Source organism: Pseudomonas sp. RW407 (assembly GCF_003176655.1).
Classification (GTDB): Bacteria; Pseudomonadota; Gammaproteobacteria; order Pseudomonadales; family Pseudomonadaceae; genus Pseudomonas; species Pseudomonas delhiensis.
On sequence record NZ_QGSL01000088.1, the window covers coordinates 495,402 to 516,704 of the forward strand.

The following is a 21,303-nucleotide window of genomic DNA, read 5'->3' on the forward strand; positions in this document are numbered from 1 at the left end:
CGGCCGACTCGGTGCCGTTGGCGCAGGCCGTGCTGGCGCGCTCGAACAGGGTGCGCATGTCGCTGGCGAACTCCACCGACAGGCCGTTGCGGCTGGCGAAGTTCTCCAGGTGGCCGATACGCGTGCGCAGGGCGTCGCTGACCTTGTTGCCCTTGGCGTAGAGGTCGGCGATGGCCTCCAGCTGGCTGGCGTACTTCGACTCGCTGTCGGCGATGCTGCCGCGGTACTGCTCCAGGCCCTGCCAGAGCGCCACCACCAGGCTGGCGGAAAGGCCCACGCCGAGGGTGGTGCGTACGTTCTGGGCGATGCGCTGGCGGCGGTTCGGGGCGTTGGCCGGGGCCGGCTGGCCGACCGCGGTGAGGGTCACGATGCTGGCCAGGTCGGTCCAGCCGGGCAGGCGCTGGAGGAGGTCGCGGCTGAGCACCGAGCCCAGGGCCAGGCCCAGTTGGTGGTAGGCCTCCCACTGGCTTTCGTCGAAGAACTGGTCGTCGGTGCCCTGCTGCGGGAAGGCCGGGTTGCGGTCGGCGTAGCCCACCAGGTCGAAGGGCAGCTCCAGCAGCGGCGAGTCGCAGCGGTGCGGCTTGACTACCAGCAGGGTGCCGCGCCTGTGGCTGGCGTAGGTGATGCGCGCCAGCAGCAGGTACTCGCGGCCGCAATCCGGCGAGATGGACTCCGGGGTGCCGAACAGCAGGGCGCGGGTGTCGTCGCCGGAGACGCGGGCCAGGCTCTGCGGGTCGATGAATTCGATGTCGGCGTCGTAGTCGATCTTGGCCTTGCGCACCAGGTTCTCCAGGTCCTCGAACAGGTAGCGCGGGTCGGCGCCGCAGTCGCTGGCGACGATCAGGTCGACCTCGCGCTTGAGCAGGGCGTAGACGCCGCTGTTGTCGAAGTGGCCGCCGTCGGACAGGTACCAGAAGGGCGCGCGCAGGCCGGGGAACTGGGCGAGCATCTCGGCGCGGGTGGCCAGGTACTTGGCCAGGCGCGCGCGCCAGCCGGTTTCGGCGGCGCGGGTCGGGTTGGGCAGCCAGAAGCCCAGGCGCAGGCCGGTCATGAACACCAGCGCGGCCAGCCCGGTGCTGGTGCGCGAGCCCATGCCGGTGCTCAGCGCGGCGCCGGAGATGGTCGCCCATTGCGCCAGGCTGCCGTGCTCCATGCCCGCGGGCGGCCGCGGGCCGTGGGTGCCGGTCTCTACGCCCAGGGCGCTGACGGTCAGCGCCACGCCCTTGCGGTCGGCGTTGTAGCTGTGGGTGCGGTCGTCGAGGGTCTGGTTGATGCAGCAGTTGATCAGGTGCAGCGGCCCGCCGTAGGCGTGCGGCTGGTAGTCGCCCAGGGCCACGTCGTCGCCGGGGAGGATTTCCCGCAGCGACTCGATGCCCTCGATCAGCCGGCGCTCGGCCGGCACCAGCAGCGAGGCCGGGAAGCGCGCCTCGGGGCCGCCGTGATTGGCCACCGCGATGTAGGTGCGGGCCAGGCGCGAGCGGTAGAAGTAGTGCAGCGAGGCGAGGTTCAGCTGGGTGAGGTTGGCGCCGCTGATGCCGATGTAGAAGCCCAGCGCGGCCAGCACCAGGGCCCAGTACAGCAGCGGCAGCCAGGGCTGCATGGCGGCGCCGGGGCTGAGCAGGTTGCCGCCCAGGTAGAGGAAGGCCTGCAGCAGCGTCAGCCAGGCCAGCAGCAGGAACGCCAGCAGGGCCAGGCCCAGCAGGTTGGCCAACTGGCTGCCGTAGGCCGTGGGCAGGCCCTGCTGGCGCAGGCGCTCCAGCAGTGTCGGCAGCAGGGCGCGCAACAGCACCACGGCCAGGCCCGTGGAGCCCAGCACGCCAGAGGAGACCAGGGTGAAGTTGCCGCTCTCGCGCAGGCGTACGACCAAGTGCCAGGTCGCCGCCTCGCAGGCGCCCAGCAGCAGGACCCCGGCGCCGCCCAGCAGCACCCAGCCCAGCCAGTGGGTCAGGCGCAGGCGCTGCTGGTCCGGCGGGCAGGCACGCAGCGGCAGGCGCAGCAGCCAGCCCAGCGGGGCGATCAGCAGGGCGCCGACCAGGGTGGCGTAGGCCAGCAGCCGCGGGCCCAGCTCGATGTCGCTCTGCAGCTGCGGCCACAGGCCCTGCACCGCCAGGGCCAGCGCGGCGAGCAGGGCCAGCAGCACCGAGAGCAGGTCGCGCAGGGCGTGGTCCTGGCGGTCGCGGCTGAACCAGTAGGCCCAGCACAGCGCGCCGGCGGCCAGCAGCAACAGCGGCACGACGAGGAACCACAGCGACCAGAGGTTGCCGAGGAACACCGGCGGCGTGCCCACCAGAGCCAGCAGCACGTGGGGCAGCACCGTGAACATGCCGATGCACAGCAGCAGGATGCCGATCTCCAGCTGGGTGGCCATGAAGCCGCGCAGCATCGAGGCGCCGGCCATCAGCAGGTCGCGGCCGCCGGCCGGGGCCAGGTAGCGGCCGTTGTTGCGCAGCCACCAGAGCAGCAGCGAATCGTCCGCCGCCAGGCCGTTCTCCACCTCGCGGGCGCCCTGGGCGGGACCGTATAGGCGGCCGAGCATGGCGCCGACGTAGCCGCCGCCGGACACCGTGGACAGGTAGTCGAAGCGCTTGAGCACGTGGTTCTTCGCCAGCGCCCGCAGCAGGCCGAAGTTGAAGGTGGCGCTGCGCACGCCGCCGCCGGAGAGGGCCAGGCCCCAGCTGAAGTCCGACGGCACGTCGATGCCGGCCTGGGCGCGGCGCTGGCGCAGCAGTGCCTGTTCCTGGTCCCTGAGGTTCGCATGGCGGCGCGGCATGGCGGTGCCCTCCGGCTCCCGGACCCGCGCGGCAAGGGGCGCCGCGCCAGGTCATGCTGACGGCCGGCCGGACCTCCCGGCGCCGAACCCTTGGCGCCGTGCTTCCCTGGCCTTTCCCGGGTTCAGGCCGCGGCGGCGCGCTGGGCGCCGGCCGCCGGCCTCATAGCCAGCTCACCCGCAGGGTGTCCTGGGGCGCGTGGCACTCGGTGCCCGGCTCCAGGTAGTGCTGCAGCATCGGCGCCATGCCCTTGAGCACCTGCACCGGCAGCGCCGAGGTGAACTTGAAGTTGCTCGAGGCGCTGCCGGCGACGTAGGCGGTGAGGGTGCCGAAGTGCCGCGGGCCGAGGTAGAACACGAAGGTCGCGGTGCGGTTCAGCGAGCGCGAGCTCTTCACCGCACCGCCGCGGGTGAAGCTTTCGATGCGGTTGTCGCCGGTGCCGGTCTTGCCGCCCATCACCAGCGCGCTGCCGTCGTCGCGGCGGAAGCTGCCGGACAGGCGCCGCGCGGTGCCCTGGTCGACCACCTGGGACAGCGAGTCGCGCAGGGTGCTGGCCACCTCCGAGGTCATCACCCGGGTGCCGACGTTGGCCTGCGGCGCCAGGCTCACCTCGTAGGGCGTGCCGGCGGCGAAGTGCAGGCTGTCGATGCGCAGGGTCGGCAGGCGCACGCCGTCGTTGAGGATGATGCCCATCAGCTCGGCCAGCGCCGCCGGGCGGTCGCCGGAGCTGCCCAGGGCGGTGGCCAGCGAGGGCACCAGGTGGTCGAAGGGGTAGCCCAGTTGCTTCCATTGCTGGTGGATGTCGAGGAAGGCTTCCACCTCCAGCATGATGCGGATGCGCTTGTCGCGGGCGGCCTTGTAGCGCGACTTGTACAGCCAGCCATAGACCTGCTTGCGCTCGGCGTTGCTGGCGGCCACCGCGTCGGCGAAGCTGGCTTGCGGCTGGCGTTGCAGGTAACCCAGCAGCCACAGCTCCAGCGGGTGCACGCGGGCCACGTAGCCCTGGTCGTTGAGGTCGTAGGCGCCGGGGCCGTAGCGGGTGTAGAGGTCGGCGATACGCTTGTCGGTGAGCTTCTCGCCGGTGTAGTGGCTCTGCTTCAGGCGGTCCTGGAGGAAGGCGGCGAAAGTCGCCTGGTCGGCCCGGGGCTGCAGGTAGCGGTGGATCGCCGCCAGGCGCACCGGCCAGGGGCGCAGGCCGTCGAGGAAGGTGTCCAGGCGCTCGTCGGCGTTCTGCCCGCGGTACTTCTGCCAGAAGCGCAGCAGGTAGACGCGGCTCTCCTGGTCGACGAAGCGGTCCAGGTACAGCTGCCGGCGCGGGTCCTTGTCGTCCTGCAGCACGGTCAGCTTGTTGCCGTCCTTCTGGTACATGTCGTGGCGCACCAGGTCGCGCAGCAGGCGCACGAAGGGCAGGTTGATGGACTCGCGCAGGGCTTCGAGCAGGGTGGGGATGCGCCCGTTGTCCTCCCGGCGGAAGTTGGAGAAGGTGTGCACGCCGCCGCCGGTGAAGAAGCTCTCGTAGGGGCTGGCCGAGTACTTGCGCTGCATGGCCGCGGCGAGCATGGCCGAGAGGTCGGCGTTGGGGTTGGCGACCAGGTAGTCGATGGACCAGCGGGTGATGAAGTCCAGCGGCTCCACCGGCACCTTGCGCAACTCGGCGGCGGGCTTGCCGGTGTAGGCGCGGTACAGGTCGGCGACGCGCTCCAGGTAGTTGGACAGCACCCGCAGCTTGGCGGTGGAGCCCAGTTCCAGCTTGCTGCCCTCGTTGATGTCGAAGGGCTGGTCGGTGCTGTCGGTCTGCACGCGCACGCGGTTGCCGTCGGCGGTGCGCTCGAACAGCACGAAGCTGTAGCGCACGTCGGCGGTCTTGTCCTTGGACAGCAGGTGCTCGCCGAACAGGCCGATCTGCGAGGCGAAGTCCGGGGCGGCCAGTTGCTTGAGGTAGGCGCTGACCTTGTTTTGCAACTCGTCCTGCAGGGTGGTGCTGAAGGTCAGGTCGAGGCGGTCCAGGTCATACAGCGGCACGTTGAGCATGCCGGCCAGGCGGGTGCGGGCCAGGCTCACGCCCTTGTTCGGCTCCAGCGGCTGCACCGTCGGCTGGTTCTGCGGGTCGCGGAACTCCAGGCGCTGGGCCAGCGCGGCATCGCGCAGCGGCGCCTCGATCACCCCGGCCTGGGCCAGCAGGCGCAGGTAGCTGTCGGTCAGCTCGCCCAGCGGCTTGCGCCCGCGCGACAGGTAGTAGGAGGGGCGGCGGTGGGCGATCATCAGCGACACCACCTGGCGCAGCGCCCGGCCCTGGGCCTCCAGCTCGGCGCCCGTGCCGGCGGGCGCGGCGAGCAGGCGGTTGACCTGCTGGTAGTCGGTGCCGTACCAGATCCACAGGCCGTCGGGCAGGCCGCTGACCTCGCCGTAGCCCGGCTGCGCCGAGAGCGGCACCGAGTTGAGGTAGGTGAGCACCACGTTGCGCCGCGCCGGCAGGTTCTCGGCGCCGCCCTGGTAGGCGCGCACGCTGGCCGAGGCCATCTGCCGGAGCTTGTCGCGGATGGAGTTGGTGCGGCCGTCCACCGAGTGGCGGTACTTCTCGATCTGCGTGGCCAGGGTGCTGCCGCCGGGGGCGTGGTTGCCCATGCCCACCAGGCGCCCGGCCTGGGCCACCGCGGCCTGGGTGAAGCGGCTCCAGTCGATGGCCGGGTTGAGGTAGGGGCGGCTGGCGTCGAGCAGGTCGCGGTTCTCGATGTACAGCAGGCTCTGCACGATCAGCGGGGCGATGGCGTCATAGCTGGCGTAGAGGCGCTGCGGGTAGCGGAAGTTGTAGATCGGCAGGCCGCGGCAGTCGCTGATGTCGACGCCGGCCTGGGCCTTCTCTGCGTAGGGCGGGAACATGCCGTAGCCGGCGTACTGCAGCAGGGCAGGGGAGAAGCGCGCCTGGTCGAGGGTGACGAAGTCGCGGTCATGCAGGCGCTGCAGGAAGTCCGGCAGTTGCAGGTAGCCCAGGCGGCGGTCGAAGGGGCCGTCCTTCGGGTAGACCACCTGGTCGCTGGCGCCGGCGCCGACCTGCCAGGTCAGGTCGCCGGCCAGGCGCGCCAGTTCGCGGGCCTGCAGCTTGGAAGTGCGCGCCTCGTAGAGCAGCGCCGCGCCCATCGCCGCCAGCAGGGGCAGGACGAAGAGAAACAGCAGCAGAAAACGGTGGTGGCTGGGTTTCTTCGGGGAAAAGCCAGGCTCCGGCACGCCCGGTTGAGAATGCAGTTGACCGGTATGCTCCGTATGCGCCATATCACGACCTGCCCATGCTTGCGAAAGCCTGAGTAAGTGGTCTCCGCCGACGTGACGACCGACACCCATCCCGGTGCCGCGAAAGCCCCCGTGCCAGCGGCCTCCCCTTTCTTTGAGCGTAGTAGGCGGGGAAAATTCTGCTGAATGTCGTGCCTTCGTCCGGCCCAGCCCGCGACAATGGCCGACGAGTGACCTGGAAGCCCGTCCGATGCGCCCGTTCCTGCTGTTCCTGCCGTTGATCGCCTGCCTGGCCGCCCAGGCCGCGCCCATGCCGTTCTACCTGTGGCAGAGCCGCCTGGACGGCCACCTGACCTGCAGCCAGACCTCGCCGGGGGAAGGCTGGACGCAGCTGTCCGGGCCGTTCAGCGACGCGGGGTGCCGGCAGCCGTTGAAGCAGGGGCCTTCGACCAAGGGGCTGGCGGTGCCGAAGGGGTTGTGAGGGGGCGCCCAGTTCCTGCTCGCGAACGGTGTTTCCCGGTGGCTGCGGTGCTAGCCCTGAAGAGCGCCCTCTCCCTAACCCTCTCCCTGAAGGGAGAGGGGACCGTTGGGCAGAAACGGAGGCTCTGGAGTTAGCCGGCAACACCGAAAGTTTCCGGCTGGAACCACTCCTTCTCTCGGCACGGACAAGCCCCCTCTCCCTTCAGGGAGAGGGCTGGGGAGAGGGAGCGGAGTCACCCCCAGCACCAAAGCCACCGGGAAACACGGTTCGCGAGCAAGCTCGCTCCTACGAAAAGCCTTTGCCTAGAATGAAGACGCCACCCCCCACACCGGACCCCACCATGCCCGACAACCCTACCCGCATCCGCCACAGCTGGGACAGCAACGCCAGTGCCTGGACCCGCGCGGTGCGCGAGCAGCGCATCGACAGCCGCCGCCTGGCCACCGACGAGGCCATCGTCCGCGCCGTGCTGGAAGGTTCGCCGCGGCGGGTGCTGGACATCGGCTGCGGCGAGGGCTGGTTGTGCCGGGTGCTGGAGGCCCGGGGCTGCGAGGTAGTGGGCGTCGATGCCTCGGCGGCGCTGATCGAGGCGGCGCGCCAGGCCGGGGGCGGGCGCTACGAGGTGCTCAGCCAGGCCGGGCTGGTGGGTGAGGCGGGCGCGCACCTGGGACTGTTCGACGCACTGGTGTGCAACTTCGCCCTGTTCGACGAAGACCTCGCGCCCCTGCTGCGTGGCCTGCCACAGCGCCTGGCGCCGGGCGGGCGCTTGCTGATCCAGACGCTGCACCCCTGGAGCGCCTGTGGCGACGGGCCCTACGAGGACGGCTGGCGCCTGGAGACCTTCAGCGCCCTGGGCGAGGAGTTCCGCGAGCCCATGCCCTGGTACTTCCGTACCTTCGAGTCCTGGCTGGCCCTGCTGCACGCCTGCGGCTGGCGCCTGCTGTCGCTGCGCGAGCCGCGGCGGCCGGATACCGGCGAGGCCTGCTCGCTGCTGCTGGTGGCCGCGCCGGCCGAATAAGCCTTTGGTCTCGTTCGCACCATAAGGGGGCAGACGCTCCGGCAATCTTGTGCAACACTCCGCGGCGACCTCAGTGGTTCACTCCCGCAATGCCCACGTCCGTTCCACAAGAACGGGCAGCCTCTTCCGGTGTGCAGTCCCGGAAGGCCCCAGACGACTCCTCCCCCGTGCCCACCGGCGCGGCGGCGGCGCTTTTTCCGTCGCGGGCCTTCCTCATCCCGACCGCGCTTCGAGTCGCCGCTGATATACCCAACAACAAAATCGAGGTTGCACCATCATGTCGTCCCACGATCTCCAACGGGATCTCAACGAGCGGCACATCCGTCTCATGGCACTCGGCGCCTGCATCGGCGTCGGCCTGTTCCTCGGCTCCGCCAAGGCCATCCAGATGGCCGGCCCGGCCATCATGCTCTCCTACATCATCGGCGGCCTGGCCATCCTGGTCATCATGCGCGCCCTCGGCGAGATGGCCGTGCACAACCCCGTGGCCGGCTCCTTCGCCCGCTACGCCCAGGACTACCTCGGCCCGCTGGCCGGCTACCTGACCGGCTGGAACTACTGGTTCCTGTGGCTGGTGACCTGCGTCGCGGAGATCACCGCGGTGGCCATCTACATGGGCATCTGGTTCCCCGAGGTGCCGCGCTGGATCTGGGCCCTGGCGGCCCTGGCGAGCATGGGCACCATCAACCTGATCGCGGTGCGCGCCTTCGGCGAGTTCGAGTTCTGGTTCGCCCTGATCAAGGTCGTCACCATCCTCGCGCTGATCCTGGTGGGCGGCGGCATGATCGTCTTCGGCCTGGGCAACGACGGCGTGGCCACCGGCATTTCCAACCTGTGGAGCAACGGCGGCTTCATGCCCCACGGCATCACCGGCGTGCTGATGTCGCTGCAGATGGTGATGTTCGCCTACCTGGGCGTGGAGATGATCGGCCTCACCGCCGGCGAGGCGAAGAACCCGCAGAAGACCATCCCCGGCGCCATCAACTCGGTGTTCTGGCGCATCCTGCTGTTCTACGTCGGCGCGCTCTTCGTGATCATGTCGATCTACCCGTGGAACGAGATCGGCACCCAGGGCAGCCCCTTCGTGATGACCTTCGAGCGCCTGGGCATCAAGACCGCCGCCGGCATCATCAACTTCGTGGTGATCACCGCCGCGCTGTCGTCCTGCAACGGCGGCATCTTCAGCACCGGGCGCATGCTCTACAGCCTCGCCCAGCACGGCCAGGCGCCGGCTGTCTTCGCCAAGACCTCCAAGGGCGGCGTGCCGCGCAATGCGCTGATCCTGTCGATCGTCGCCCTGCTGTTCGGCGTGCTGCTGAACTACCTGGTGCCGGAGAAAGTGTTCACCTGGGTGACCTCCATCGCCACTTTCGGCGCCATCTGGACCTGGGCCATGATCCTGCTGGCGCAGTTGAAGTTCCGCCGCGGCCTGAGCCCGGCCGAGGCCGGCAAGCTGCAGTTCCGCATGTGGCTGTACCCGCTGAGCTCCTACCTGGCCATGGCCTTCCTGGTGCTGGTGGTGGCGCTGATGGCGTTCTTCGAGGACACCCGCATCGCCCTGTACATCGGCCCGGCCTTCCTGGTCCTGCTGGTGGTGCTGTACCGCGCGTTCGACCTGGCGCCGAAAGGCGAGCAGGGCGCGGTCGCCAGCGGCGCGTGAGCGCGGTGACGCAATGAGAAAGGGCCTCTTCGCAGGCCCTTTTTCCTGGGCGGCCAGAAAATGAAATGCACGGCCTTCCGGCGGACCGTAGGAGCGGGCCCTGCCCGCGAATCGCGCGCAGGGCGCGCTCCTACATGGGCACGGCGTTGGGGCAAGCCGTAGGAGCGGATCTCATCCGCGAATCGAGCCGGAACGTCCGGCCATCGCGGACAAGGTCCGCTCCTACGAAGAGCGTCTCGGCGTCGGGCGAACCCCTACGCCCTCCCCAGCAACGGCGGCATCGGGCAATCGAGGATATCCGCCACCGCGCGCATCAGCTCCGCCTCGGCCACGCTGATATGGCCGTCGTACTCGATGCAGCGGGCCATGGCCTTGAGCAACTGCGGCTTCTGCAGCGGGCGCAGCTGCACCAGGCGGCGCAGCGCCACTTCCAGCTCGCGCAGGGTGCCGGCACGCGGGCGCTGGCGCGGGGCGAAGGGCAGGCCGGCCCAGGCCTGGGCGAAGGCCTGCTCGGTGTGCAGCGCGTCGGTGTTGTCGAGGCCGGCGAGGAAGGCCAGGAGCATGGCCGCCTCGTCGCCCAGCTCGGCCAGCGGCAGGTTGCCGATGCGCGCCGGGCCGGGGCGCAGGTTGCGTTCGACGATGCGCAGCAGCGTCCATTCCAGCGGCTTCACCCGGCGGTCGGCCTTGATCAGCAGCGCCATGTTGCCGCGCAGGGCCTCGTACTGCCCGTCGTCCAGCTGGCGCAGCGCCGGCATGGCGAGGTCCAGCAGGGGCAGGCGCAGGCCCGGGTCGAGGGCGCGCAGGCGCTCCTCCAGGCGGTCGAGCTGGAAGGCCACGCCCAGGTCCAGGCGCGGCTTGAGCAGTTGCAGCTGCTGCTCGCGGGCCGTCGCCCCGGCATCCAGCAGCAGGCCGTAGACCAGGGCCTGGGCGCTATCGACGGCATGGGCCGCCGCCTGCAGGCCGTCGTCCAGCCGCTGCAGGGTATGCCGGGCTTCCTCCAGGTGCGTCCCGGCGGGTTCGCCGATGGCCTCGACCGATGCCAGCGCCGCGCCCGAGGGGTAGCCGCGCAGGGCGGCGTTCCAGGTCTCGCGGTCCACCAGCGGGACGTCCAGGCGTGGCTCCAGCTTCGGGTAGCGGCCGTCCCAGCCCGGCTCGATGCGGCGGATGCGCGCCTCCAGCGGCGGGTGGGTGGCCAGGCCGAACCAGTGGCTGGCCAGGCCGTCGCTGAAGTACAGGTGGCTGAACTCGGCGCGGTGCAGGGCGCCGAGCAGCGAGCCGTAGCCGCCGACCTTCTTCAGCGCTCCGGCGATGCTGGCCGGGTTGCGGGTGAACTGCACGGCGGAGGCGTCGGCCAGGTACTCGCGCTGGCGGTTCACCGCGGCCTTGATCAGGCTGCCGAAGAAGGTGCCGAGCGAACCCAGCACCCACAGGCAGAGGCCGGCGACGAAGGCCAGCGCGATGAAGCCCAGGGCCGAGCCGGAGCCGGCGTCGTTGCCGGCGTTGCTGCGCTGCACGCGGATGCGCGCGACGTCGTCGGCCGTGTGGCTGTCCCACAGGCCGCGGACCATGGTCTCGCCGATCAGGCCCAGCAGCAGGATGCCGTGCAGCAGCGCCACCAGGCGGGTGTTCAGGCGCATGTCGCCGTGGTGGATGTGGCTGAACTCGTGGGCGATCACCCCCTGCAGCTCGTCGCGGCTGAGCAGGCCGATGGTCCCGCGGGTGACGCCGATGACCGCATCGCGCGGCGTCAGGCCGGCGGCGAAGGCGTTGATGCCGCTGTCCTCCAGCAGGTACACCGGCGGCACCGGGGCGCCCGAGGCGATGGCCATTTCCTCGACCACGTTGAGCACCCGGCGCTCGTCGGCGTCGCGGGCGTCCAGGTTGATCAGCCGGCCGCCCAGGCGCTCGGCCACGGCGCGGCCGCCCAGGCGCAGCTGGCGGTGCTTGTACCAGGCGCCGAGCACCACCACGCCGACCACCACCAGGGCCACCCACAGGTAGAGCTCGAGGTCGGGCAGGCGCTGCGGCGAGGTCCAGTGGCTGGCGGGCTCGCCGACATGGCGCCAGAGCCAGCCCAGGACCAGGCTGGTGAGCGTCACCAGGCAGGCCACCGCCATGGCCAGGAGCAGGATCAGCCGCCCGGTCTGGCGGCGGGCGCGGTCCTGGTGCTGGAAGAAGTTCATGCGACCGGCCAGCGCTTAGAAGCTGACCTTGGGCGCATCCTGGATCTGCTGGCTGTCGGCGAACTCCAGCGAGGCGGCGTCGGCCTTGTGGCCGAAGTTGGCGGCCAGCAGCACGGCGGGGAACGACTGGCGGTAGGCGTTGTACTCCATCACCGCGTCGTTGTAGGCCTGGCGGGCGAAGGCCACTTTGTTCTCGGTGCTCGACAGCTCCTCGGTGAGCTGCTGCATGTTCTGCGAGGCCTTCAGGTCCGGGTAGGCTTCCAGGGTCACGTTGAGCCGCCCCAGCGCGCCGCCCAGGGCGCCCTCGGCGTTGGCCAGCTGGGCCAGGGCCGCGGGGGCGCCGGGCTGGCTGGCGGCGGCCTTGAGCCCGGCCACCGCGGCGTTGCGCGCGGCGATCACCGCTTCCAGGGTTTCCCGCTCGTGCTTGAGGTAGGCCTTGGCGGTTTCCACCAGGTTGGGGATCAGGTCGTAGCGCCGCTTGAGCTGCACCTCGATCTGCGCGAAGGCGTTCCGGTAGCGGGCGCGCAGGTTCACCAGGCGGTTGTAGATGGCGATGGCGCCGAAGAACAGCACGGCGAGGACGAGCAGTAGCACCAGGGAAGAAACCGACATGGGCAGTCCTTTTCGAGCGTCGGGAAGGTCCGCCGATGATAGCGGAAAGCTTCCACGACGGCAGGGAGGCCATCACAGGCTGCGCCCCGGCGCGGAAGCATGCTGTAAAGGGCCGCCCTTGACGCTCCGCCGCCCAGGTGGTCAGATGCGCGCCGTTCCAGGTGCCTCGTGCCGCCGTGCGCGAGGTGAAACGGGAAGCCGGTGCGTCGCCCTTGGCGGCAAGTCCGGCGCTGCCCCCGCAACGGTAAGCGAGCGGGGCATCCACGAGGCCACTGTGCTCAGGCATGGGAAGGCGGATGCTCCACGATCCTCGCGAGCCCGGAGACCGGCCTGGAGCGTTGTTGGCAAACCCGCGGTGGGCGGGCGTGAGCCGGATTCCGGTCGCGCCCGCGCCGGAACTCGCTGCGCCGCCTGCGAAATTCCCATTTCGAGGCGATCACCTTGCATTTCCCCTTCCCTGAATCCGCACCCCGGCGCGCCCTGTGGCTGGCCGGCCTGTGCCTGAGCCCCTGCCTGCATGCCGCGCCCCTGGGGCTGCAGGACGAAATCGTCAGCGCCCCTTCGGTGGAGTCCACCACCGTCGCCGAGATGGCCCGCTACGGCAGCAGGCTCGAGGTCATCGAGCGCGAGCAGATCGAGCGCGCCGGCCCCAGCGCCGACGTCACCCGCGTGCTGCAGATGTACGTGCCGGGCCTGTTCGTGGCGCCGAAGAACGGCCCCTTCGACTACGGCACCTACTCGCTGCTGGGCGGGCGCAACGACGACACCCTGATCCTGCTGGACGGCGTGCGCCTGAACAACCGCCTGTACGGCGGCCTCTACCTGGACACCCTGCCGACCGCCGCGGTGGAGCGCATCGAGGTGCTCAAGGGCGGCCAGGGCCTGCTGTTCGGCACCCAGGCGGTGTCCGGGGTGATCAACATCGTCACCCGCAGCGCGCGCAGCCGCGAGGCCTCCGGCGAGGTCAACCTGGGCCTGGACAGCTTCCGCGGGCGCAGCGGCGACGCACGCGTGGAGAAGGTGCTGGAGAACGGCCTGGGCGACCTCGGCCTGCTGGCCTACGTCAGCCACAACCGCTCCGACGGCTACAAGCCGTTCCGCGAGCAGGACATGACCGCCACCGTCAGCGACAAGCGCCGCTCCTACGACGTCAACGTGTTCGGCGCCAAGGCCATCCAGGCCTTCGGCGGCGATTCGCGCCTGGAGCTGTTCTACCAGTACGCCGACGCCGACCTGGACTACGCCCGCCCGGCCGACAACCGCCACACGACCAATGACCGCATCCAGCAGATCGCCACCGCCACCTTCGAGCAGCACCTGGGCGAGGACTTCAGCTGGTTCGCCAAGGCCCACCTGAACGACTGGGACACAAGCTACACGCGCATCTACAACCTCGCCGGCGGCGGCACCCGGGTGCTCAACCACAACGACTACTGGGGCTTCACCGACTGGGGTGCGCAGCTGGAGGGCAAGGCGCGCCTGGCCGGCGGCCACGAACTGGTCTTCGGCAGCGACAACCAGTGGTACAAGGGCCAGGACGATGTCCTCATCATCGACAACGACAAGGCCGAGTCCCACGCCCTGTACGCGCAACTGCGCCCGCAGGTGGACCTGCTGCCGAACTGGCACCCCAGCCTGGGCGTGCGCCGCGAGGAAATGAGCGGCGGCGAGGGTGCCACCGTGTGGATGCTCACCTCGCTGTACGACCTCACCGACCAGCTCAAGCTGCGCGGCCAGCTGGGCACCGCCTTCAAGCTGCCCAACGCCGAGCAACTGTTCGTCAACGAGCCGGGCAGCGAGATCGGCAACCGCGACCTCAAGCCCGAGCGCAGCCGCAACGCCGAGCTGGGCCTGGACTACAGCGGCGCGCTGTTCGGCCAGCCGTGGAGCGGCAGCGTCACCGTCTTCCGCCGCGAGATCAGTGACCTCATCACCCTGGCCGGCGACCAGTGGGTGAACGGCGATGGCGAGATCGAGGTGCGCGGCATCGAGGCCAGCGGCCAGTGGCAACTGGGCGAGCATTGGCAGTTGGCCGCTGACGCCACGCGCAACCTGGTGGACACCCGCGAGGGCGTGACGGTGAACAACATCCCGCACTTCTTCGCCCGCACGCGGCTGGGCTATGACCAGGCCCCCTGGGGCTTCGGCGTGGCGGTGCGCTACGTCGGCTCCATCGTCAGCCCCCAGGGCGACGACTATGGCCACTACACGGTGCTCGACGGCGACGCCTACCGCTACCTGGACGGCGCGCGCCGCCACCGCCTGAGCCTGCTGCTGGAGAACCTGCTGGACCGCGACTACGCCACCAGCCGCACCAGCAACGGCATCCGCCAGGTGGACAACCTGGGCCGCCCGCGCAGTGCCGAGCTGCGCTACACCTTCAGCTTCTGAGGTGGCCATGGACCCGGCAGTGCTGATCGTCGGCCCCCTCGCGGGCGCCCAGGGCGAGGCCTTCCGCGCCGAGCTGCAAGCGCTGCGCGGGGCGTTGCAGCCGATCGACACCAGCGATGGCTTCGACGCCCTCTGGCCGGCCGTCCGCGCCCACCTGCAGGCGGGCAGGGCGCTGCTGCTGGTGGACCTGGAACCGGCCAGCGACGGCGCCTACCTCGACTGGCTGCGCGGCGAGGTGGCGCAACTGGCCGGCGACTACCCCCGGGCGCCGTGCCCGCGGGTGACCGCCTCGGCCCTTGGCCGCCGTGGCCTGGACGCCCGGCTGGTGTGCGCGGCCATCGACGACGGCCGCCAGCAGCTGGATTGCCGCCACGCCGGCCCGGTGCCGGAGCAGCCGGACTGGTCGGCGCCGCCGCCGCACAAGCGCCAGGTCTTCCTCTGCACCGGCCCGCGTTGCATGCGCCGCGGCGCCTTGCCGCTGTGGAAGACGCTGCGCCGCGAACTGGCCCGGCGCGGGCTGATCGAAACCGCCGAGGGCGTGCTGCTGACCCGCACCGGCTGCCAGTTCCCCTGCAACCGCGGGCCGCTGCTGACTGTCCACCCGGAGCGCTGCTGGTACGGCGTGCGCGACGAGGCCCAGGTGCTGCGCGTGGTGGAGCAGCACCTGGCGGGCGGCGAGCCGGTGGCCGAACTGCTGATCGAGGGGGCGCCATGAAGGGCTTGGCACTGCTGCTCGGGTTGCTGCTGGCAGCACCGGCCCTGGCTGCCCAGGACTACCGCAACTGCGGCCAGGCCTGGCACCTGGCGCGCCCGGCCGAGCGCATCCTGGCGCTCAACCAGCACGCCGCCGACCTGCTGCTGGCGCTGGGCGCCGGGCCGCGGCTGGTGGGCGTGGCCTACCTGGACGACCCGGGGCCGGACCTGCAGGGTGGGAGCTACCGCGGCGTACCCGTGGTGTCGGCGCGCTACCCGTCCGCCGAGCTGCTCTACGCGCTGCGCCCGGACCTGGTGGTGGGCGGCTTCGCCACGGCCTTCGACGCGGGGCGCGGGCGCGCCGAGCTGGGCGCCGCCGGGATCGCCAGCTACCTGCTGGAGGCAGCCTGCGCGCCACGCACGGGCGATGGCTTCGGCAACGTGCGGGCCGACCTGCTCACCCTGGGCCGGCTGCTCGGCGCCGAGGCGCGGGCCAGTGAGCTGATCGACGCCCAGCAGGCTGACCTGCGCGCGGCCGCGGCCAGGGCCGCCGGCCGCGCGCCGCTGCGGGTGTTCTACCTCGACAGCAGCGACGCCGGCCTGGCCAGCCAGGGCGGGCGTGGCTTCGTCAGCGAACTGCTGCGCGCCGCCGGGGCGCGCAACCTGTTCGAGGCGGTGGCGCTGCGCGGCTACCTGGCCAGCCCCGAGGCGCTGCTGGCGGGCGACCCGGACGTGATCCTGCTGGCCGACGCGCGCTGGTCGCCGGCCGCGGAGAAGGTCCGCTACCTGCGCGCGCACCCGCTGCTGTCACGCCTGCGCGCGGTGCGCGAAGGGCGCTTCGTGACGCTGCCCTTCAGCCAGTTGGTGCCGGGGGCGCAAAGTGGCCGCGCGGCGCGCGAGCTGGCCGCCGCCCTGTACCCCTGAGCGCTCAGAAGCGCACGTCCACCACCACGCTGTCGGTGTAGGTCCCGGCGGGCGGGGTGGGTTGTTCGGGGAGGATTTCCGCGCGGTAGTCGAAGCCCTGGGCGGTGAGGCCGTCGAGCTGGCCGGGGTTCGACTCGGCGCTGCCGTCGGGGCGGCGTTCGGCGCCCTGGGCGCCCCAGCGTTCGTTGCCGCCGGCCGACTTGTACAGCTCGTAGGCCAGGCGCGCGTTGCCGCTGGCCATGTGGCGCTGGCCGTTGCTGGCATGGCTGCCGTCGCTGAGGCCGACGCTGTAGTGCGCGCCCTTGGTGCAGCGCACCTGGATGCGCTGCTGCACCGGAAGGAAGCTGCTGACCAGGGGCGCGCTGCCGAAGTCGAGGGCGGGGGCGCTGAGCTGGCAATCGTTGCGGACGTTCAGCACCAGGCGCACCTGGGTGACCATGCCGTTGCCCCAGTTGCTCGGCCCCTGCAGGCAGACCGGGCCCAGGCAGCCGCCGCTCAGCCCGGGGCTGTTGTCCCAGCCCGGCCAGGCGCAGACGCCGAGGGCCTGGCCGGTGACGCAGATGCGCCAGTACCAGCGCAACTGTAGCGTGGCGACGTAGGTGCCCGCCGCCACGTTGGCCGAGCGCACCCGGGCATGCAGCGGGAAGGTGCGCAGGTCCAGGTGGCCGCTGCCGAGGAGGTTGGCATAGTCGTAGGTCACGCCCTGCCGCAGCATCTGCTTCAGCGAGGCGTCGGCGTACAGGTCGAAGGGGATCCTGTCGCCGGTCTTCGCATTGCGCAGGACGTTGCCGTCGAGGTTTTCCAGGCGCAGGCGCACCCAGTTCTGCCCGATGATCGCGCCGCTGCGCACGTCGCAGGCCATGCCGCCGCGGGTCTGGATCTGCAGCGGCTCGCGGGCGATGACCAGGGAGCTGTGGGTGCCGAAGTTGCTGTCGCCGGGCTGCATGCGGCATTGCTGGGCGGTGGTGGCCCAGGCTGACAGCGGGGCCAGGAGCAAAAGGGGCAGCAGCGGGCGTAGCCATGGGTTCATCGTCGACTCCGGGCTTCAGAGGCAGGGCAGCGGCCCCAGCTGCGCCAGTTCCTCGGCCGCGGGGTCCAGTTCGAAGGTGGCGCTGCAGGTGGCGCCGTCGGGCAGGTTCGCGCGCAGGTGGTTGCGCGCCTGCAGGTGCTCCAGGTAGACCAGCCCGTCCCAGCCGACGTAGGCGGCCCGGCCGTCGTCGCCGGCGACCCGCGTGCCCAGCGGCAGCGGCTGGCCGTGGCGGTCGTGCAGCAGCAGGCTGGCGGCCAGCATGCGCTGCACCGGAAAGCGCAGCAGATAACCGCTGCCGGCCCTGACCGCGACGCGCTGCTCGACCACCGGCGCCTCGACGTTGGAGGCCAGGCCGAGCGGGTCTATCTCGTACTTGCCGGGGTAGTAGGCGCTGCTCCAGGGCACCAGCAGGTGGCCGTTGGCGTCGGTCTGGCCGACCAGCTGGTTCTCGTAGCGCACCGGGATGCCGGGCTGGCCGTCGGTGCTCACCAGCACGAAGGCGTCCTGCACCTGGTTGGCGGCGAACAGCGCGCCGTCCATCCAGGCCAGCGAGCCGCCGAGGTCGGCCCAGCGGGTATAGTCGTCGGCGTTGCCGTACAGGCCGCCGCGGGCCTGCAGGTTCCGGCCGCGCCAGTGCAGCGCGGCCTGGTGCCAGTCGCCGCCCCCGCCGTTGTCGGCGTGACCGAGGTTCCAGCCGAAGCCGCCTTCGCCGGGCAGCGCCTCGCTGTAGTCGACGCGCCGGCTGTTGCGGCCGTCGGCGCCGCGCTCGATGCCCATGCCGAGGGTGCCGCGCAGGTCGAAGGGGATCACCAGTTGCACCGCGCTGTTCCAGCGACCGTTGCCGAGTTCGCGGTTGGCGGACAGGTACAGGCTGGCCTCGCCCCACAGCGAGCGACCCCAGGACAGGTTGAGCAGGCGGGTGCGGCCGCCGTCGCCGGCCTCCACCTCGAAATAGCCGGCGCCCAGGCTGCCCCAGCCGTCCAATGCCACGCTGGCGCTGGCCTGGGTGCTGCGGCGGGTGGGCGAATAGCCGTGCTTCGGCGCAGTGTCGTCGCCGTTGCGGCGCCGCTGCCGTTCGTAGGCCAGGCGTGACAGGTCGGCGTAGTCGGCGTCGCGCTGGCTGCGCTGCACCGAGAAGTGGAAGCGGCGGGCGCTGTACTGGTAGCCGAAGCTGAATTGCCGGCCGCCGTCGCCGTCCAGCCGGCCATGGCCGGCCGCGGCGTTGAGCACGCCCAGGGTGCCCAGGCGCAGCACGCCGCCCAGCCCGCCCATGGCCAGGCCGGCGGCGCCTTCGGCCTGGGCCTCCAGGGTGAAGTGGTCGCTCAGGCCGTGGCGCAGCGAGGCGCTGGCGGCGCCGCTGCCGTAGGCGAAATCGTCCTGGCCGTAGCCCTGGCGCAGGCTGCCCAGGCTCGCGGCGAAGTCGCTGAGGCCCGGGCGCAGCAGTTCGCTGCTGACGTAGAAGGGCACGCTGGTGGAGACCTGGCGGCCGAGGGCGTCGGTGGTCTGCAGCACGGCCTGGCCGGCGCCGTTGACGTAGGGCAGGGCGCCGAGGCTGAAGGGGCCGGGTTGCAGCTCGTAGCGGCCGTTGCGGTAGCCGTCGACGAACAGCTCCAGGGTGCTGGGCAGCGCCGCCTCGCCGGCGAAGCGCGGCAGCGGGTAGGTGACGATGTCGGGGCGGATGGCGAAGTCGCGGGACAGCTGCACCCCGCCCAGGCGCACCGGCGAGGCCCAGGCCTGCGAGCGGCTGACCAGGTCGCCGGCCTCGTAGGTCAGCGCGCGCTCCTCGTCGGCGAAGCGCCAGTGGCTGTCGTAGCGCAGGTAGCGGCTGCGCTGCGCCGGGCCGCCGAAGGGCTGCTGGTGGACGCCGCTGTGGCTGAACACGCCGAAGGGGCCGAACAGGCGCAGGTCGCTCCAGGCCGAGCGGGTGTCCTGGCCGTTCTGCGGGCTGCTGGCGTACAGCTGGTAGTTGAACAGGGCGCCGACGCTGCTGCGGGCCGGTACCCGGGCGCGGCGCGCCGCCGCGTCCAGCTGCTGCGGCGGCAGCCAGTGCGGCGGCACCTGCAGCAGCAGGCGCTGGCCCTGGGCGTCGTAGCTCGCCTGCACCCCGGCCAACTCGCCGAGGTCGAGCCAGCCCGCCTGCGCCACCGGCAGGCCGAGGGCGCGCAGGTCGGCCGCGTCCATCCGCAGGCGGCCCTGCCGTAGGTCCACGGCCACCACCTTGCCGCTGGGCCGCAGGTTCACTACCAGCTCCAGGTACAGGCGCGCGCTGTCGGCCAGCGCGCCCGCATCCCGTGGTGGCGGGGGCAGGGGCGCGGCCAACGGGGCCTCGCCGTCGAGCAGGGCCAGGCCGGCGAACAGCAGGTGGCAGCGGCGCAGCGGCAGCCGGGCCATGCCGTGGCTTAGCGGGGCGCGGCGGCGATCTCGCCGCGTTCGCCGTTGACCTCCGCCCACAGCCGCTCGCCACCGGCCAACGGGCGCGGCAGCGGCCAGCGCATGCGGCTGCCGGGCAGCACATAGCCGAGCAGGCCCTCGTCCATGGCCAGGCTGGCGCCGTCCCGCTCGAAGGCCACCCGCGTCAGGCGGGCGTGGCGTGGCCCGGCGTTGCGGATCTCCAGGTAGGCCTTGCCGCCAGCCTCGACCTGGCGCCAGCCCAGCGCCGGGCGGCCGGCCTCGGCCGGCAGGCCGGGGCCGACGAGGAACAGCGGCACCGAGTAGCGCATCTGGAAGCGGATGCCGCTGCCCCCCGGCCCCTGCGCCTCGTCCTGCGGGGTGGGCACCTCGTCGATGAGGATGCGGTAGGCGTGCTCCGTGCCGGCCGCGCTGGGCGCCAGGCGCGTCAGGCGCACCAGCTGGCGGGCGCCCGGCTCGACGCGGACCATCGGCGGGCTGCCGACCACCTCGCGCTGCGCCTGGTAGTGCTCTTCGCCGTCGCGCTGGCTCCAGGCGAAGATGCGCACCTGCAGCAGCGTGCTCCGGCTGCCGCGGTTCTCCAGCCAGAGCGCGCTGGCGCGCTGGTCGTGCTCCAGGCGCGGGTCGATCGGCCAGATGAGGATGGAGCTGCCGGCCCGCGCCGCGGCGGGCAGCAGCACGAGCAGTATGAGAAGCAGGGCGAAGGGCATCGGGGGGCTCCGGCTCGCTCACCACGACAGGGTCACGGTGAGCCGGTCCTGGTAGCGCCCGGCGGTCTGGTTGCCGGGCAGGCGGAGGGCGGCGTTGATCGGCAGCTGGATGGCACCGGGGGTGCTGTAGTCGATGGGTACGCTGGCGCCGACCGGGATTTCCTGGCTCAGGCCGGCATCGCGGTACAGGCGGTAGGCCAGCCGCGCCTGGCCGGCGCCCAGGTGGCGCAGGCCGCCCTCCAGGTGCTGGCCGCCGTCCACCGTCATGCGCAGCTTCACCCCCGGCGTGCAGCTGAGGCTGATGGCGTCGTTGGGCAGCAGCCGGGCGCTGATCGTCCCGCTGGTGCTGGAGGGGTGCCGGCCGAAGTCGAGGCGGCCGAAGTCGTTGCCACTGCCCGGCGCCGCCTGGTTGACCAGGCAGCCCTGGGTGACGCTGGCGGAGACGCGGAAGCTGGCCCGGGTCGCGGCGTCCGCCTGCTGCGCGCCGGCGTGGGCGAGCAGCAGGAGCAGCGCGGCCAGGGCGCGGCGGCGTGGCCTGGCAGGCACGCGGGGCGGCCGGGTAGGCGCTGGCATGGGCCGGCCGCGACCTCAGAATTCCAGGGTGACGGTCAGGGTGTCCCGGTAGGTGCCGCTGGGCAGGGCCCTGGCATTGGGCGCGATGGCGCCGTGGATGGGAACGTCGACGGGAGTGCCGTCGCTGGGAATGGCGAATTCGTACATCTGGTCGGGCAGGTATTCCTGGGTGTACCCGGCGTCCACGTACAGCGAGTAGGCAATGTGCTCGCCGCTCTCGTTTTCCAGCGTCCGGTCGCCACGCAGGCCGCCGTCGACCTGCACATCGAAGGCGCCGATGCCCGGGTCGCAAGTGACCTGCAGGGCCCCGCCGCCGGTGCCGATCAGCTGGGCGCTCAGGGCGTTGCTCCAGGTCGGGCCGGCCCTGCCGAAGTCCAGGTGGCCGAACTGGTTGATCACGCCGCTGGCGCTGTTGCCCTGGCTCACCTGGCAGCCGCTGGCGATCTCGAGGGAAACCTCCACCTGGCCGCTGATCGCCGCCAGGGCCTGGCCCAGGGGCAGGGTGAGCAGGGTGGCGGCTAGGGCGTGGCTGAGCCTGTCATGCTTCATCGTCATGGCCTCGAAAAATGGGAGAGGCATTTTCCCAGGGGGCGGCAGCGATGAAGCAGGCGGATAGGGGAGGG

At 71.4% G+C, this 21,303-nt stretch carries 15 protein-coding genes and 1 riboswitch; of the genes, 6 read left to right on the forward strand and 9 right to left on the reverse strand.

The features are described from left to right. Both DK254_RS08840 and DK254_RS08845 read right to left on the reverse strand, forming a co-directional pair. Positions 1 to 2,770 (reverse strand): patatin-like phospholipase family protein (locus DK254_RS08840; RefSeq protein ID WP_218281410.1); only part of this gene is annotated, 2,770 nt, incomplete at its 3' end. 160 nt (positions 2,771 to 2,930) lie between these two features. Further along, a complete protein-coding gene (locus DK254_RS08845; RefSeq protein WP_256595851.1) occupies positions 2,931 to 5,942 on the reverse strand; it encodes a transglycosylase domain-containing protein in 3,012 nt (1,003 codons plus the stop codon). 304 nt (positions 5,943 to 6,246) lie between these two features. On the opposite strand from DK254_RS08845, the gene DK254_RS08850 reads away from it, so the two are divergent. The 3 genes from DK254_RS08850 (at position 6,247) to DK254_RS08860 (ending at position 9,155) form a co-directional block, all read left to right on the forward strand. Next, a complete protein-coding gene (locus DK254_RS08850; protein ID WP_109933481.1) occupies positions 6,247 to 6,477 on the forward strand; it encodes a hypothetical protein in 231 nt (76 codons plus the stop codon). A 340-nt stretch (positions 6,478 to 6,817) separates the two neighbouring features. Beyond that, the gene (locus tag DK254_RS08855) at positions 6,818 to 7,495 is read left to right on the forward strand and encodes a class I SAM-dependent methyltransferase (protein ID WP_109933482.1); all 678 of its coding nucleotides are present in this window, start codon (positions 6,818 to 6,820) and stop codon (positions 7,493 to 7,495) included. Between the two features lie 277 nt (positions 7,496 to 7,772). Further along, positions 7,773 to 9,155, forward strand: coding sequence for an amino acid permease (locus tag DK254_RS08860; protein WP_109933483.1), 1,383 nt, complete (start codon positions 7,773 to 7,775; stop codon positions 9,153 to 9,155). 254 nt (positions 9,156 to 9,409) lie between these two features. Here DK254_RS08860 and DK254_RS08865 read toward each other — a convergent pair whose 3' ends face one another. Together DK254_RS08865 and DK254_RS08870 are read right to left on the reverse strand one after the other, a co-directional pair. Continuing rightward, positions 9,410 to 11,338 (reverse strand): M48 family metallopeptidase, encoded by a 1,929-nt coding sequence (locus DK254_RS08865; RefSeq protein ID WP_109933484.1) that lies wholly within the window; start codon positions 11,336 to 11,338, stop codon positions 9,410 to 9,412. A gap of 15 nt (positions 11,339 to 11,353) precedes the next feature. Further along, positions 11,354 to 11,950, reverse strand: coding sequence for a LemA family protein (locus DK254_RS08870; RefSeq protein ID WP_109933485.1), 597 nt, complete (start codon positions 11,948 to 11,950; stop codon positions 11,354 to 11,356). A 142-nt stretch (positions 11,951 to 12,092) separates the two neighbouring features. Further along, positions 12,093 to 12,299: riboswitch (cobalamin riboswitch) on the forward strand. Positions 12,300 to 12,391: 92 nt separating this feature from the next. Here DK254_RS08870 and DK254_RS08875 point away from each other — a divergent pair. Genes DK254_RS08875 through DK254_RS08885 form a run of 3 tightly spaced genes read left to right on the forward strand, consistent with a single transcriptional unit; the run spans position 12,392 to position 15,958 of the window. Then, positions 12,392 to 14,341 (forward strand): TonB-dependent siderophore receptor, encoded by a 1,950-nt coding sequence (locus DK254_RS08875; protein ID WP_109933486.1) that lies wholly within the window; start codon positions 12,392 to 12,394, stop codon positions 14,339 to 14,341. Positions 14,342 to 14,348: 7 nt separating this feature from the next. Beyond that, positions 14,349 to 15,056 (forward strand): ferredoxin, encoded by a 708-nt coding sequence (locus tag DK254_RS08880; protein ID WP_109933487.1) that lies wholly within the window; start codon positions 14,349 to 14,351, stop codon positions 15,054 to 15,056. Continuing rightward, positions 15,053 to 15,958, forward strand: a complete 906-nt coding sequence (locus tag DK254_RS08885) for an ABC transporter substrate-binding protein (RefSeq protein ID WP_109933488.1) — start codon at positions 15,053 to 15,055, stop codon at positions 15,956 to 15,958. The genes DK254_RS08880 and DK254_RS08885 overlap by 4 nt, the downstream gene beginning before the upstream one ends. 4 nt (positions 15,959 to 15,962) lie before the next feature. Here DK254_RS08885 and DK254_RS08890 read toward each other — a convergent pair whose 3' ends face one another. Genes DK254_RS08890 through DK254_RS08910 form a run of 5 tightly spaced genes read right to left on the reverse strand, consistent with a single transcriptional unit; the run spans position 15,963 to position 21,229 of the window. Next, positions 15,963 to 16,988, reverse strand: coding sequence for a spore coat U domain-containing protein (locus DK254_RS08890; RefSeq protein WP_109933489.1), 1,026 nt, complete (start codon positions 16,986 to 16,988; stop codon positions 15,963 to 15,965). 15 nt (positions 16,989 to 17,003) lie between these two features. Beyond that, complete coding sequence (locus tag DK254_RS08895) at positions 17,004 to 19,379, reverse strand: fimbria/pilus outer membrane usher protein (protein WP_109933490.1); 2,376 nt, start codon at positions 19,377 to 19,379, stop codon at positions 17,004 to 17,006. 8 nt (positions 19,380 to 19,387) lie between these two features. After that, positions 19,388 to 20,107: a molecular chaperone gene (locus tag DK254_RS08900; protein ID WP_109933491.1), complete on the reverse strand. Its 720-nt coding sequence runs from the start codon at positions 20,105 to 20,107 to the stop codon at positions 19,388 to 19,390. Positions 20,108 to 20,125: 18 nt separating this feature from the next. Next, on the reverse strand, positions 20,126 to 20,653 hold the full coding sequence (locus tag DK254_RS08905; RefSeq protein WP_158546412.1) for a spore coat U domain-containing protein: 528 nt from the start codon (positions 20,651 to 20,653) through the stop codon (positions 20,126 to 20,128). A gap of 42 nt (positions 20,654 to 20,695) precedes the next feature. Then, complete coding sequence (locus tag DK254_RS08910; protein WP_158546413.1) at positions 20,696 to 21,229, reverse strand: spore coat U domain-containing protein; 534 nt, start codon at positions 21,227 to 21,229, stop codon at positions 20,696 to 20,698. Positions 21,230 to 21,303: the final 74 nt, after the last annotated feature.